Genomic DNA, 13,272 nt, shown 5'->3' with positions numbered 1-13,272 from the left:
TGGCGCAGGGCCGGGTCACCTGGATTGTCGGGTCACCTGGATTGTCGGGTCACCTGGATTGTCGGGTCACCTGGGTAGCCGGGTCACTTGGGTAGCCGGGTCACTTGAGTGCGCCGATGGTCAGGCCGCCGCGCCAGTACCGCTGTAGCAGCAGGAACGCGACGATCAACGGCACGATCGCCACCAGCGCGCCGACCACGATGACGTTGAACAGGGCCGGTCCGCCGTTGCCGATGGTGGCCGACATGTACCAGGTGCGGAGCCCGACGGTGAGCGGGAACAGCGTGTTGTCGCTGAGCATGACCAGTGGCAGGAAGAAGTTGTTCCAGGTCGCCACCATCGTGAACAGCAGCACCGTGACCAGCGCCGGACGCATCGCCGGCAGCGCGACGCTGCGGAAGACCCGCAGTTCGCCGGCGCCGTCGATCCGGGCGGCCTCCAGCATCGCGTCCGGCACCGAGTCGTGGGCGTAGACCCGCAGCAGGTAGACCCCGAACGGGTTGAGCAGCGAGGGCAGGATCACCGCCCAGATCGTGTCGGTGAGCCCGACCTCGCTCATCAGCAGGTACGTCGGCAGCACCAGCGCGGTGGCCGGCACCATGATCAGGCCGAGCAGCGCGGCGAACAGCACGTTGCGGCCGGGGAAGCGCAGCTTGGCGAAGGCGTACCCGGCCAGTGCCGCGATCGCGGTCGCCCCGACGCCGCTCACCACCGAGTAGAGCGCCGAGTTGCCGAGCCACTTCAGGTAGACACCGTTCTCCTGGCTGAACAGCAGGGACAGGTTGTCGAAGAAGTTGTTCTCGTCGGCGAACCAGAGTGGCGCCGAGCCGAACAGGCCGTCGTTGTCCTTGGTCGCCGCGACCAGCAGCCACCAGAACGGCAGCAGGAAGTACACCGTCATCAGCGCCATCACCGCGTGCGAGGCGATCCGGCCGCCGGTGAACCGGGTCGCCCGGCGCGGGGCCCGGATGTGCGCCTCGGGACCGGCCCCGGCGCCGTCGTTGGTCACCGTGGTCACCGCAGCGCACTCCTTCGGCGGGTGGCGAACAGGAAGATGTACGACCCGACGAAGACCACCAGGCCCAGCAGGAACGAGATCGCCGCCGAGTAGTTGTACTGCTGGAACGAGAACGCCTGATGGAAGGCGTACACGTTCGGGGTGTAGCTGTTGGTGATGGCACCGGGATTCAGCGGTTGCAGGATCAGCGGCTCGGTGAAGAACTGGAGCGTGCCGATGATCGTGAAGATCGTGACGAGGACGATCGCCGCCGAGATCATCGGCGTCTTGATCCGCAGCGCGATCTGCACCGGACCGGCACCGTCGATCCGGGCCGACTCGTAGATCTCCCGGGGCACGCCCTGCAGGGCCGCGTAGAGGACGATCATGTTGTATCCGGCCCACTGCCAGGTCACGATGTTGCCGAGCGAGAAGAGCACGGTTCCGCCGGAGAGGAAGTTCAGGTCCGTCAGCGCGCTGAGCGGGCCGGTGTTCGGGCTGTACAGGAAGCCCCACATCAGGGTTCCGATCACCACCGGCACGGCGTACGGGACGAACGCCGCGAGCCGGAACAGCCGGGAGAACCGCGACGTGGCCTCGTCGATCAGCAGCGCGGCGAGCCAGGCCAGCCCGATCATCACCGGGGTCTGGACCAGGCCGAACACGATGACCCGCCAGACGCCCCGGCGGAACTCGGGATCGCCGAGCGCCTGCCGGTAGTTGTCGAGGTACGCGAAGACCTCGCCCTCGACCAGCGTCGAGCGGTAAAGGCTGATCTTGAACGAGTACGCCATCGGCAGCAGCAGGAACACCACGAGCAGTACGGCGAACGGCGTGACGAACAGCCAGCCGGCCAGCGCCTGCCGGCCCACCCGGGGGCGGCGCCGTGCCGCCCCCGCCCGCCGTTGCGGGGTGTCGGCCGCCCGGTCCTGGTCACCGGGACCGGGCGGCTCCTCCCGCGTCGTAGTGGTGGAACGGTCGGGATCGGTCATTGCGCGACCGTGAAGCCCTGCTGCGTGGCGTACGTCGAGATGTTCTTCTGCGCCGTGTCCAGGGCGGTCGGCCAGGAGGACTTCTGCGACACCGCCTGGTTCATCGCCGTCGTCAACTGGTTGAAGTAGTAGCTGTTGAACGGGCTCCACTCGAACTCGCCGATGCCGTTGTACGCCGGCACGAAGACCTCGTTGACCTTCTGCCCACCGAAGAACTCGTAGTTCTTGCCCAGGAAGTAGTCCCATTCCAGGATCGGCGTCGCGGTCGGGAAGAGGAACGCCTGGTCGATGCCGATCTTCCAGGCGTCCTTGTTGGCGCCGAAGATCTCCATCGCCACCTGGGTCGCCTGCTTCGGGTACTTGGACTGGTCGGTCACCGCGAACGACGAACCACCCCAGTCGCCCTGCGCGTTCTCGCCGGCGGTCCACTGCGGTAGCGGCGCCGCCCGCCACTTGCCCGAGGTCGTCTTGGCCACGCTCTGCAGGTAACCCGGGCCCCAGCCGGCGGCCAGGTAGGTCGCGTACTTGCCGCTGGCCAGGCCACTGTAGAAGTCCGTCGTACCGAAGGCGGTGGTGTCGGCCAGGCCGCTGTCGACCATGTCCTCCCAGTACGTCATCGTCTTCTTCGCGGGTTCGGTGTTCAGCGAGACGCCGATCTTCGGTGCCTCGGCGGCGGTGTAGTCGAACGGGCGGGCGCCGGCCTGCCACATCAACCCGGTCATGAAGCCGCCGTCGTTGGCGCCGAAGTCGGTCATGAAACTGGTCGGCGAGGCGGCCTTCAACTTCTGCCCCTGCTCCTTGAACTCCGCCCAGGTCTTCGGCACGGTCAGCCCGTACTTGTCGAAGACGTCCTGCCGGTACAGCATCGCCATCGGTCCGGCGTCGACCGGGATCGCGTAGACCGAGTCGCCGTTGGTGACCTGCTTCCAGGCCCAGTCGACGTAGTTGCCCTTGATGTCGTTGGCGCCGTACTTGCCCATGTCGACCAGGTGCTTGGTCAACTGGAAGGTCGGCAGTTCCTGGAACTCCAGCATCACCACGTCCGGGGCGCCCTTGCCGGCCTTGAGCGCGGTCTGGAGCTTGGTGTACTGGTCCTGGCCGGTGCCGGCGTTCGTCCACTCGATCTGGACGTCGGTGTGGGTCTTGTTGAACAGGTCGACGACCGGCTGGAACGCGGGGTACCAGGCCCAGACCTTGATCTTGACTGGCCCGTCGGGCTGCTCGTCGGCGTCGTCCGAGCCGCAGCCTGTCGCCACCAGCGCCAGCGCGGTGAGCACCGCGACCGCCATGCTTCCGGCGGGGCTGCGCCTTCTCCGTTCTACAATGAATTTCCTGACATTCATTGGTCCTCCCACAGGGATTCGAAGCGCATCGCGTGCATGTGTGTTCAGGTAGGCCGGTCCGCGGTGCTCCGAACACCATGGGCCGGCCGTCAGATCGCAGGGACTCCGGCCCCGCGCGAGGCAGGTGGCCCGCGGGGGGCTCGCAGGGGCCGTGCTGGGGAATCGGCAAGAGCGCTGGTACCGTCTCGCCAAGACCTTTTGCAGCGCTGCAAACAGCATGCACGGACGCCCGATAGACGGCAAGAGGTAACGTTCCCGAAACTTTGTCGGGGTCTAACCTCAGCCGGAGAACAGCACGTCAGCGGAGGGGACCAGATGCGACGAGGACGAGAGGTCACGCTCCGCGACGTGGCGGAACTCGCCGGCGTCTCCAGCCGTACGGTCTCCAACGTGGTGAACGGCTACGCCAACGTCACCGAACGGACCCGGCTGCGGGTACAGCGCGCCGTCGACCAACTCGGCTACCGGCCGAACGTACTGGCCCGGAACCTGGCGCAGGGTCGCTCGGGCCAGATCGCCGTGGTGGTGCCCTATCTGGACACCCCGTACTTCTCCGAACTGCTCCAGGGCATCATCCGGGCGGCCCGGGTGCAGGGCTACAACGTGCTGATCGACCAGACCGACGGCGACCGCGACCACGAACGGATGCTCGTCAACCACGGTTCCAGCCGGCTGCTGTTCGACGGGGTGATCTTCAGCCCGCTCGGCCTGTCCCAGGCCGCACTGGCCGACCGTGACCCGACGCTGCCGCTGGTCATCCTCGGCGAACGGGTCAGCGACGGCACCTTCGACCACGTCGGGATCGACGACGTCGCCGCCTCCCGACAGGCCACCGAACACCTGCTGGACCTCGGCCGCAGCCGGGTGGCCGCGATCGGCGACCAGCCGTACGAGACCGGCGAGGCGGCACAGCTGCGGACCCGGGGGTTCCGCGAGGCACACGAACGCCGGGGACTGGCGGTGGACGAGGACCTGATCATCCGGACCCCCCGGTTCAACCGGCCGGACGGTGCCGGCGCGATGGCCCGCCTGCTCGACCTGGCCGACCCGCCGGACGCGGTCTTCTGCTACAGCGACCTCGTGGCGCTGGGCGCGATACACACGCTGGTCTCGCGGGGCCTGCGGGTGCCGGAGGACGTGGCCGTGATCGGGTACGACGACATCGAGGACGGCGCGTACTCGAACCCGACCGTCAGCACGATCTCGCCGGACAAGGAGATGATCGCGACCACGGCGGTCGAACGGCTGCTGCTGCGGATCGGCAGCCGCACTCCCCCGCCCGGCCTCGAACTTCGGGCCCCGCACAAGCTGGTCGTCCGGGAGAGCACTGTCGGCCCGGCCCCCGGCAGCCGTCGCGCCTGAACGTGGCCGCCCCGGGCCTCGTGCCACCGGTCGCGCCAAGGTCGGATACCGGCAGCTGAAGATAGGGAGTTCTCCCGATTCGCGATGCGGTGGCGGCCACCTAGCGTGACCGGCAGACCACCACCGAGGGGGGACCATGACCACCATGCTCGACCTGGGCGCCGTCAAGTCCACACAGCAGCAGACCTGGGCCAGCGGCGACTACCACGCGGTGGCCGCGCGGATATACCCGATCTCCGAACTGCTGGTGACCGCCGCCGACCTGCCGGCCGGCGCGCGGGTGCTCGACGTCGCCACGGGCAGCGGCAACGCGGCGATCGCGGCGGCCCGCTGCGGCTGCCTGGTGACCGGCCTGGACTACGTGCCCGAGTTGCTGGCCCGGGGGCGCGTCCGGGCCGCCGCCGAGGGACTGCCGGTCGAGTTCGTGGCGGGGGACGCCGAGCAGATCGGGTACCCGGACGGCACCTTCGACGCCGTACTGTCCTGTGTCGGGGTGATGTTCGCGCCGGACCAGGAGAAGGCGGCCGCGGAGCTGGTCCGGGTGTGCCGACCGGGCGGAACGATCGCGCTGGCGAACTGGACCCCGGACGGTTTCATCGGCGACCTCTTCCGCACCGTCGGCCGGCACGTGCCGCCGCCCAAGGGCCTACGGCCGCCGGCCGAGTGGGGTACCGGGCAGCGGCTGGCCGAACTGTTCGGGGCAACCGTGACCGACCTGCGGGCGACCCGACGGGAGTTCGTCTTCCGGCACGCCAGCCCGGAACAGTTCGCCGACTTCTTCCGGGAGAACTACGGGCCGACGCTGAAGGCGTTCGAGGCGCTCGGCCAGGAGCACGGCGAGCCGCTGCACGCCGACCTGGTCGAGCTGGCACGGCGGTCGAACGTGGCGACGGACGGCACGGTACGACTCCCGTCCGCCTACCTCGAGGTGGTCGCGACGCGGGCGGCCTGATCTTCGCCCGGTGCTCAACCGCCGGTCCCGACGAGCACCCGGTCCATCAGCGCAGGACGGTACGCGCGACGCGGAAGCCCAGATCGTCGATCTTGAAGGTGGGGAAACTGCGGCGGCGTACCGAGGCCCGACAGCTCCAGTGCTCGTCACACCAGCCGCCGCCACGGAACACCCGGTAGGTGCCGTACACCTCGGCGTCGTAGACGTCCCAGCACCATTCCCACACGTTGCCGAGTGTGTCGTACAGGCCCCACGGGTTGGGCCGCTTGCCGCCCACGGCGTGCACCCGCTCGTCCGAGTTGCTCCGATGCCAGGCGATCTCGTCGAGCGGCCCGTACCTGGGGCCCGTCGTACCGGCCCGACAGGCGTACTCCCACTCGGCCTCGGTCGGCAGCCGGTACCCGTCGGCGCCCGCGTCCCACTCCACCTCCTCGACGTCGGCGTCGACCTCGGAGTCGGCGTCGAGGCGGTACGCGGGCGTCAGTCCCTCGCGCCGGGACAGGGCGTTGCAGAACCGGACCGCGTCCCACCAGGAGACGCCCTCGACGGGCAGCTGGTCGCCGTACGCGACGCTCGGCCGCTCGCCGGTGACCAGGGCGTACCGCGCCTGGGTGATCGGAAACGCCGCGATCTGGTACGCCCCGAGCGCTACCGACCAGCTGCGCTCGGTACGCCGGTCCGACAGCGTCACCTGCCCCGGCGGTACGGCGATCATCTCGTGCTCTTCTCGCTCATCCATGGGCGGGCCGATCCTACCGACGCTCCCCCTGGACACCCGGCCGGGAAGCGTCCGGACCCGACCAGCCGACCCGGCGGAGGATCTCCTCGGCGATGTCCGGTACCCCTCGGCCGTCCGTGTCGACGCGCAGGTCACCGACTCCGGTGCGTTCCAGGGACTCGGCGTCCGCCGTCGCGTCGTCGACGACCTGGCGCAGCAGTGCGCCCGACCGCCCCCGCAGGTCGTCACCGGCCAGTCCCCAGGTCGAGACGAGACCCTCGACGCGCAGCATGATCCGTTCGGTGAGTTGGGCGGGCCCGGCGTGCAGCCGGCACAGCGTGAGGGTGTCGGCGGGAAGCACGCCGGTGTAGGTCCGTACGGTCTCGGCGCGGTCGACGGGGCCGACGACGATCAGGCGATGCGCGCCGCTGGCCCGGAAGGTCTGCCAGACAGCCGCGAGATTGCCGGCCCGAAGCCGGTGGTTGTCACGGTCCCCGGCCGGGGCCGGACGGTAGAAGCCGATCTGGTCGAGATCGACGAACGCGGTCCGGAGGCCGGCGCGGCTGAGCCGCTCGTAGAGTTGCCAGCCCACCGTGGACTTGCCGACGGCGGTCGGGCCGCACAGCCACAGGATCCGCCCCGGACCGTTCGCGGTACCGCTGCCCGGCCGGGCCGGTTCGGCGCCGTCGTCGGTCGGCGGCTCCGGCGGCCGGCCCAGGTCGGGCCAGCCGGTTCGCTCCCGGACGAGCCGGACGACGTCGGCGACACTGCGTCCGGTGGTGTCGACCCGGACGCCGGCCAGGCCGTTGCGGTCCAGCGCGTCCGCGTACCGCAGCACCTCGTCGACCTGGTCACTCGGCCGGCCACGGCCGGCGATGCGCTGCCGCAGCGCGGCCGGCGCGGCCCACAGCCGACACGGCGTCAGCGCGGCATGCGGGATCAGGGCGTCGTCGACCCCGCGCGCCGAGTCGACGACGCCGGACACGAGGAGGCACCGGGCACCGGCGGCCTGGAAGTTCGCCACGACGGCGTCGAGGTTACGAGCCTTCATCCGGTAACGGCCCGGATCGGACGCCGGTTCCGGGGCCCACTCGTCGGACGTGGGAGTGGCGTAGCACATGCCCAGCTGATCGATGTCCACGTAGCCGGTCGGGATCCCGGCCAGGCTGAGCTGACTGAACAGCTCCCAGGAGACCGTCGTCTTACCGACCCCGGGCGGCCCGTAGAGCCACAGCACCGGCAGCGGACCGCGCCGTCCTCCGGACATCCGTCCTCCCGTACCCCTAAAACGCAGATCCGGCCCAAAGCGCGCCGGGTCGCCCGGACGGCGCCCCGGCGCAACCGTCGCGGATTGCGCAGTCGCGGCGTGGGCAGCCAGCCGCAACCGGTGGTTCGGACGCTCCATCGGGAAGGGTCCCGTAGGGCGTTCCGGTCGTCAACGTCGATGTCGACGGGCCGCAGACTCATCGACGAACGGCAGCGCCCGCCGGCACAAGATCGCGATAGAGTTCGATCCCCGACCGCCGCGTCACGCCGGAAGTCGTCGACGCAACCAGGCACAGGAGCATCCTCTTGGCTCTCCGACCCCGCCCCGCACAGTCGGCCGTACTTCTGCTGGCCGTCGCACTCGCCGCCGTCCCGACGACGCACGCCTCGGCCCGGGTCGGCGTACCCGCCGCCACGGCGGCCGCGCCGGCGGAACGGGTCCTGCGGGTCTACAACAACAACATCGAGAACCTCGTGGTCAACAACGCCAACGGAACGTGCACCCGCGTCTCCGGGCCGGACCACCTCACCTCGATGCTCGTCGACGACGCCGGCCGGACGGGCACCGCCGGCGTGGTCGCCCCCGACCTCCTGATCGTGCAGCAGGTACGCGGCACCGGCCAGGCCCAGGCGTACGCCGACCAGCTCTCGGCCAAGTTCGGCTACCCGGCCGGCACCTACCAGGCGATCGTGGCCTGGGCCGACCCGGAGCCGTGGGGCAGCACGCACAAGTGCAGCTCGCAGGCGCTCGGCGACCTCAAGAAGAAGCAGACCAACGGGATCGTCTACAACACCAGGACGCTCAGCCTCGCCAGCGGTGACATCTCGAAGTACTGGAGTGCCGGCTGGCTGAAGCCGGGGACGGCGTACGCCAACGGCGCCGGGTGCACGCTCTACAAGCCGCCGAACAGCGACCCGGACACCACCGACTACCACAAGTGGAAGCGTACGAGCGCGATCGCGGCGAGGTTCACCATCCGGCAGACCGGTACCACCGTTTTCGCCGCGACCATGCACCTGCCGCAGGAGAACCGGCAGAACGCCTGCGCGGGTGACGGCTCCACGGGCATCGCCAACACCGGAATCAACCTCGGTGCCGACGCCACCAGCCTGCTGAACGCCTCGACGATCCGGGTGGTGGGGATCGACGCGAACCGGACCGGCATCGCCGCCAGCACGCTGGGCGGCTTCGGCATGACCGGCTACGGGACGAAGGCGACCAACGGCTCCAGCAAGATCGACTACCTCTTCATCAGGGGCGGCGTGCAGCCGTCCGCCGTCGGCCACACCGTGAGCGGCACCAGGTCGAACCATCTGGCCCTGTACGGCTTCATCACCTACTGACCGGCGCACAGCCGGACCGGGCGGCCTATTTTCCGGCCGGTACCGCCGAAGGGGTGGTACCGGCCGGCGGCCCGAACGCGGTCAGGAAGCGGTCCCGGAAGGAGTCCATCCGCCAGACCGGGGCCTTCGGACCGGGCTTCAGACCGCCCTGCCAGCTCCACCCGGCGATCCGGTCGAGTACGGCCGGGTCGCGCGCCACGATCGAGATCGGTACGTCCCGGCTGGCACCGCCACCGATGACGACCGGGGACGGCTGGTGGTCGCCGAGGAGCACGAGCACGGTGTCGTCGTCGCCGTACTTCTCCAGGTAGGAGATCGTGCTGTTCAGCGAGTACTCGATCGAGCGTCCGTACTCGGTGCGTACCTTGGCGCGATCGCGCCACAGGGCGCTCTTCGGTTGTCCCTCCCGGGCCATTTCCTCGAAGACCGATCCGTCCCCGAGTTCGTCCCAGCCGACGGACCGGGGAATGGGCGTCCACGGCGCGTGGCTGGAGACCAGCGTGATCCCGGCCATCAACGGGGGCGAGTTCGGCTTCCCGTGTTCCAGACGTTCGAAGGCGGAGAGGGCGAACTGGTCGGGCATGGTGGCCCAGCTGAACTTCGGCCCGTTGTACCCGAGCTGGTGGGCGTCGTAGATCTGGTCGTACTCGTACAGCGCCCCCTCCGGCCAGGCCCGGGTGACACCCGGCATGATGCCGACCGTCCGCCAGTCGGCCCGGCGGAAGGCGCCGGTGAGAGTCAGCCGGTCACTCGACACGACGCTGCGGTACCGCTGCTGATTGTCGATCCACAGGCCGGACAGCAGCGTGGAGTGGGCCAGCCAGCTGCCACTGCTGGTCGTCGGCGAGGTGAGGAAGGCGCTACGCGAGGAGAACCCGGCCGCCTCCAGCCGGCGGGTCCCGGCGTCGAGCACCGGACCGATCTGCGGCGCGAACTTCGGGCTCTCCACCGCGTCGCGTCCGTAGCTCTCGACGAAGACGAGGAGGACGTCCTTACCGCGCAGCGCGGTGAGCAACTGGTCACCGGGTACGTCGCGGAAGGCGTCGACGGCGGCCTCCCTGGCGTAGTCCTGCTGATCCCGCAGGGCCGCGCGGGCCTGGTGCGCCCGCCCGTAGGCGAGCCCCGCGGTGTTCTTCGCGGCCACCGGAACGCCGGGGACGATCTGCACGCCGAGCAGGGCGCAGGCGACCCAGGCGGCCCCGAGCACGGCGACGCCGCGGGCCGTTCCGGTCCGGTGCCGGACCACGAGGCGGGTCAGGCGCAGCACCGACATCGTCATGAGGGTGAGCACCGCGACGACGAGCAGCACCACCCCGATCGCGGCGCCGATCGCACCGACCCGGCCGACCGAGTCCGTGAGGAACGCCATCGCGTCGTCGATCAGGATCCAGTCCAGTACCAGGTCGAACTGGCGGGCGAGGACCGCGTAGAAGCCCATGTCGATGATCTTCAGGATGCCCAGCAGGCCGATCACCGCGCCGCCGAGTACCGCCGCCACCCGTCTCGGCCTCGGCGGCAGGACCAGCACGAGGGCGAGGCCGAGCAGTGCCTCCACCGGTACCCGGACGAGGCTGCCGAGCGTGAGATCGTCGAGGTTGTTCGGTGCGAGGAGGGCGAGCAGCACGAGCAGGGCGGCCAGCCCGGTGGTCACCCGCGCGGCGACCCGACGCCGCCCGCTGCGGGGGACGTCCCCATCACCTGCCGCCCCGGCGTCGCGGTGGATCTCGGCGCCGTCCCCGGCGTCGCCGGCACCGCCGCCGGTCGCATCGCCGTCCCCAGGGCCATCGTGCCCTGGGCCGCCGGTCGGATCGCCGTCCGGGATGTTCTGCTGGCGATCGGCCTTCGCCGCGTCGTCCTTCGCCGTGGTCCGTTCCCGAGTCGGCAGCTGACGGAAGCGCGTGAAGAGTGACAACCCGAAGATCCCCTCGTACGAGGCCGCTGGTGGCGTGGCGGGCCGGGGTCGTACCAGGACCGCCCATGATCTAGAACGGTTTTCCGGCGTCTTCGGTTCAATCACCACATCCGTCTTCGCGCGATCGGCCGGTGGCGCTCACGCCGCTCGGGTCGTCCTCCGGGCCGGTGCCGTTGTCGCCGTACTCTTGCGGGCCGCCTTCGCCGTCGTGGCCTCCCTCGCCGTCGCCTTCTTCGCCGTCACCCGTTTCGACGGCGCGGTCCGCTTCGCCGGGGTGGCCTTCTTCGCCGCCTTCGCGGTGGTGGTCGCCCGCTTCCTCGGGGTCTTCGCCGCGGTCGCCCCGGTGGCCCGCCGGGTGGCGGTGGCGACCTTCTTCGCCGCGGCGGTGCCCTTGCCGGGCGCCTTCTTCGCGCCGGTGACCTTGCGGGCGGCGGCCGGCCTCGTGGCCGTACGGGTGCTGCCTCCTCGGCCGTCCGCGCGGCGGCTCGGCTGACTCTTGGTGGACCGGATCGGACCTGCCCGTCGTGCGTCGGCCATCTCGACTCCTCCTCGTCCGGCGGTTGTCCCCGACTGCGTCGACACCGGCGACGGCTCGTCGGCCGGCGGGAACGGGCGGGGCCGGTGGCCGGGACAGCGGTCACCACCCTGCCGGTGCCGGCCGGGAAGCCTGTCTCCCCTCGGCTCGGGACGCTAAACACCGACGCCGGACACCGCTCGACGGCGCGGCCGGTCCGGCGGGCGGCAACCGGTCCGGTCGGCCCCCGGGGCGGCGCGGAGTGAGGCCTGCCGTACCGGAACCGTCCCACTGGCTGGATCGCCGGCAACCGGAACGGTGGCGGCCGGTGCCGGCCCGCGCGGGCGGTACCCGAGAATGGTCGGCGTGGGTGTACCGAGTGCGCAGTTCCTACGGATGGTCGACCGGCTCGCCGAGGTCGAACGCGGCCAGGCGCGGGACTACACGTCCTTCAGCGTGGGCGGCAAGAAGTTCGGCTACCACTGGCCGCGTACGCAGACCGTCGGCCTGAAGCAGACGCTCTCCGAGCAGGCCGCCCTGGTCGCCGAGCGGCCGGACGTCTTCGAGGTGCAGTTCACCTCCGGCGGGTTCGGCTGGGTGGTCGTCCACCTGCCCGGGATCGACGCCGACGAACTCACCGAACTGCTCTACGAGGCCTGGCAACTCACCGCGCCCGAACGACTCGTCGACGAACACCCCCTAACCTGACCGGCGCGGGCGGACCTCCGCTGGCCGGCGCGGGGCGTGGCTCGCCGGGTCAGAAGAGGGTCAGTGGCTCGGCCGGGATCGGCTGGGGCAGTACGTCGAGTTCGGGAACCCGCGCCCGGACCTCGTCGTGGAAGCGTCGGGCGAGCGTGGGGGCGTCGGCGTTGTCCGGGGTGTGGATGAACATCGTCGGTGAGCGGCCCTCGCGCAGCCACCCGGTGACGACGTCGACCCAGTGCTGCCAGCCCTCGACCGTCCGCGCGGGATCGTCACGGCCGAGGTAGCGGACGATCGGCCGGTCGGTCAACCCGCACGATCGCAGCGGCATGCGCGGCTTCTTGGTCCACGCGTCCCGTTCCGCGTCACTGGTCGGCGGGCTCTGGAAGAAGGCGGTGGTGTCGAATGGAATCCATTCGGCGGCCGCGTCGGTGAGAACTCCTTCGAGCAGCCGGGTCGAGCGCGGGTCGTCGAAGAATCCGGGATGACGGACCTCCACGGCGTACCGGTGGGTCCCGGGGAGCCGGCGCAGAAAGTGAGCCAGTACGGAGACGTCGGAGGGGGCGAACGATCCCGGCAACTGCACCCAGAGGGCCTGGAGCCGCGGGCCGAGTGGCTCGATCGCGTCCAGGAAGACGCGGAGCACCTCGTCGACGTCGGTGAGACGGCGTTCGTGCGTGATGACCTTCGGAAGCTTGACCACGAACCGGAAGTCGGGGTCGGTCTGTCGCGCCCACGAGGCCACGGTGTCCCGGGCCGGGGTGGCGTAGAACGTCGTGTTCCCCTCGACCGCGTTGCACCAGCTCGCGTAGTGCCGCAGGCGCTCGGTGGGTGGAAGTGGATGGGCCAGCAGGCGTCCCTGCCACGACTTGTGAGTCCACATCGCGCAGCCCACGTGAAGACGCATGACCCGGCCCCTCCCACAGCTGATCCGCCCCCGGACGGCTGCCCCGGGTCCACCTCCCGAGGCGCCGGCCGCATTGTATGTACGACCTACCGGCGGCCGACCCGGTGGAGTCCTACCGGGCCGGGCGCCGATCAGCATCACCGCCGCCCGGGCCCGTTCGGAGTCGTGATCAGGTAGCTGATAAAGGACTGGACGGGATGGTGATCGGGCTTGTAGCTTGCGGCTGACCGTGACAACGCCCGAGGAGGTGAGACCCATGAACG

At 70.2% G+C, this 13,272-nt stretch carries 12 protein-coding genes; 5 read left to right on the top strand and 7 right to left on the bottom strand.

Translation table 11 applies throughout. The features are described 5' to 3' along the window. Window positions 1-100: 100 nt before the first annotated feature. The 3 genes from H4W31_RS19865 to H4W31_RS19855 are packed head-to-tail and all read right to left on the bottom strand — an operon-like array spanning window position 101 to window position 3,332. Window positions 101-1,018 carry a carbohydrate ABC transporter permease gene (locus tag H4W31_RS19865; RefSeq protein ID WP_318783281.1) on the bottom strand — a complete coding sequence of 306 codons (918 nt, stop codon included), beginning with the start codon at window positions 1,016-1,018 and terminating at the stop codon, window positions 101-103. Beyond that, window positions 1,015-1,989 (bottom strand): carbohydrate ABC transporter permease, encoded by a 975-nt coding sequence (locus H4W31_RS19860; RefSeq protein WP_192768033.1) that lies wholly within the window; start codon window positions 1,987-1,989, stop codon window positions 1,015-1,017. The genes H4W31_RS19865 and H4W31_RS19860 overlap by 4 nt, the downstream gene beginning before the upstream one ends. Next, on the bottom strand, window positions 1,986-3,332 hold the full coding sequence (locus tag H4W31_RS19855) for an ABC transporter substrate-binding protein (RefSeq protein WP_192768032.1): 1,347 nt from the start codon (window positions 3,330-3,332) through the stop codon (window positions 1,986-1,988). The genes H4W31_RS19860 and H4W31_RS19855 overlap by 4 nt, the downstream gene beginning before the upstream one ends. A gap of 315 nt (window positions 3,333-3,647) precedes the next feature. Here H4W31_RS19855 and H4W31_RS19850 point away from each other — a divergent pair, with 315 nt between their 5' ends. Beyond that, window positions 3,648-4,694, top strand: a complete 1,047-nt coding sequence (locus tag H4W31_RS19850; protein ID WP_192768031.1) for a LacI family DNA-binding transcriptional regulator — start codon at window positions 3,648-3,650, stop codon at window positions 4,692-4,694. Between the two features lie 136 nt (window positions 4,695-4,830). Beyond that, entirely contained in the window at window positions 4,831-5,646 is an 816-nt protein-coding gene (locus tag H4W31_RS19845; protein WP_192768030.1) for a class I SAM-dependent methyltransferase, read from the top strand. A 46-nt stretch (window positions 5,647-5,692) separates the two neighbouring features. On the opposite strand, the gene H4W31_RS19840 is transcribed toward H4W31_RS19845, so the two are convergent. After that, a complete protein-coding gene (locus tag H4W31_RS19840; protein ID WP_225945603.1) occupies window positions 5,693-6,385 on the bottom strand; it encodes a formylglycine-generating enzyme family protein in 693 nt (230 codons plus the stop codon). Between the two features lie 13 nt (window positions 6,386-6,398). After that, window positions 6,399-7,631, bottom strand: coding sequence for a hypothetical protein (locus H4W31_RS19835; protein ID WP_192768029.1), 1,233 nt, complete (start codon window positions 7,629-7,631; stop codon window positions 6,399-6,401). Between the two features lie 305 nt (window positions 7,632-7,936). Here H4W31_RS19835 and H4W31_RS19830 point away from each other — a divergent pair, with 305 nt between their 5' ends. Next, a complete protein-coding gene (locus H4W31_RS19830; protein ID WP_225945602.1) occupies window positions 7,937-8,974 on the top strand; it encodes a hypothetical protein in 1,038 nt (345 codons plus the stop codon). Between the two features lie 25 nt (window positions 8,975-8,999). Here H4W31_RS19830 and H4W31_RS19825 read toward each other — a convergent pair whose 3' ends face one another. After that, window positions 9,000-10,886, bottom strand: coding sequence for an alkaline phosphatase family protein (locus tag H4W31_RS19825; RefSeq protein ID WP_192768028.1), 1,887 nt, complete (start codon window positions 10,884-10,886; stop codon window positions 9,000-9,002). Window positions 10,887-11,094: 208 nt separating this feature from the next. Between H4W31_RS19825 and H4W31_RS19820 the strand changes: the two genes are divergently transcribed. Both H4W31_RS19820 and H4W31_RS19815 read left to right on the top strand, forming a co-directional pair. Beyond that, the gene (locus H4W31_RS19820; protein WP_192768027.1) at window positions 11,095-11,379 is read left to right on the top strand and encodes a hypothetical protein; all 285 of its coding nucleotides are present in this window, start codon (window positions 11,095-11,097) and stop codon (window positions 11,377-11,379) included. Between the two features lie 387 nt (window positions 11,380-11,766). Beyond that, window positions 11,767-12,108 carry an MmcQ/YjbR family DNA-binding protein gene (locus H4W31_RS19815; protein WP_192768026.1) on the top strand — a complete coding sequence of 114 codons (342 nt, stop codon included), beginning with the start codon at window positions 11,767-11,769 and terminating at the stop codon, window positions 12,106-12,108. Window positions 12,109-12,157: 49 nt separating this feature from the next. Here H4W31_RS19815 and H4W31_RS19810 read toward each other — a convergent pair whose 3' ends face one another. Beyond that, window positions 12,158-12,985: a DUF72 domain-containing protein gene (locus tag H4W31_RS19810; protein WP_225946848.1), complete on the bottom strand. Its 828-nt coding sequence runs from the start codon at window positions 12,983-12,985 to the stop codon at window positions 12,158-12,160. Between the last annotated feature and the right edge of the window lie 287 nt (window positions 12,986-13,272).

Origin of the sequence: Plantactinospora soyae, assembly GCF_014874095.1 — a bacterium.
GTDB classification, from domain to species: Bacteria; Actinomycetota; Actinomycetes; order Mycobacteriales; family Micromonosporaceae; genus Plantactinospora; species Plantactinospora soyae.
This window is presented reverse-complemented; position numbering and strand designations above follow the sequence as displayed.

Bases quoted from the DNA above. Each gene is read 5' to 3' on its own strand.
- H4W31_RS19855 (WP_192768032.1), bottom strand. From the start codon at position 3,332: ATGAATGTCAGGAAATTCATTGTAGAACGGAGAAGGCGCAGCCCCGCC.
- H4W31_RS19840 (WP_225945603.1), bottom strand. From the start codon at position 6,385: ATGGATGAGCGAGAAGAGCACGAGATGATCGCCGTACCGCCGGGGCAG.
- H4W31_RS19860 (WP_192768033.1), bottom strand. From the start codon at position 1,989: ATGACCGATCCCGACCGTTCCACCACTACGACGCGGGAGGAGCCGCCC.
- H4W31_RS19810 (WP_225946848.1), bottom strand. From the start codon at position 12,985: ATGTGGACTCACAAGTCGTGGCAGGGACGCCTGCTGGCCCATCCACTT.
- H4W31_RS19845 (WP_192768030.1), top strand. From the start codon at position 4,831: ATGACCACCATGCTCGACCTGGGCGCCGTCAAGTCCACACAGCAGCAG.
- H4W31_RS19850 (WP_192768031.1), top strand. From the start codon at position 3,648: ATGCGACGAGGACGAGAGGTCACGCTCCGCGACGTGGCGGAACTCGCC.
- H4W31_RS19835 (WP_192768029.1), bottom strand. From the start codon at position 7,631: ATGTCCGGAGGACGGCGCGGTCCGCTGCCGGTGCTGTGGCTCTACGGG.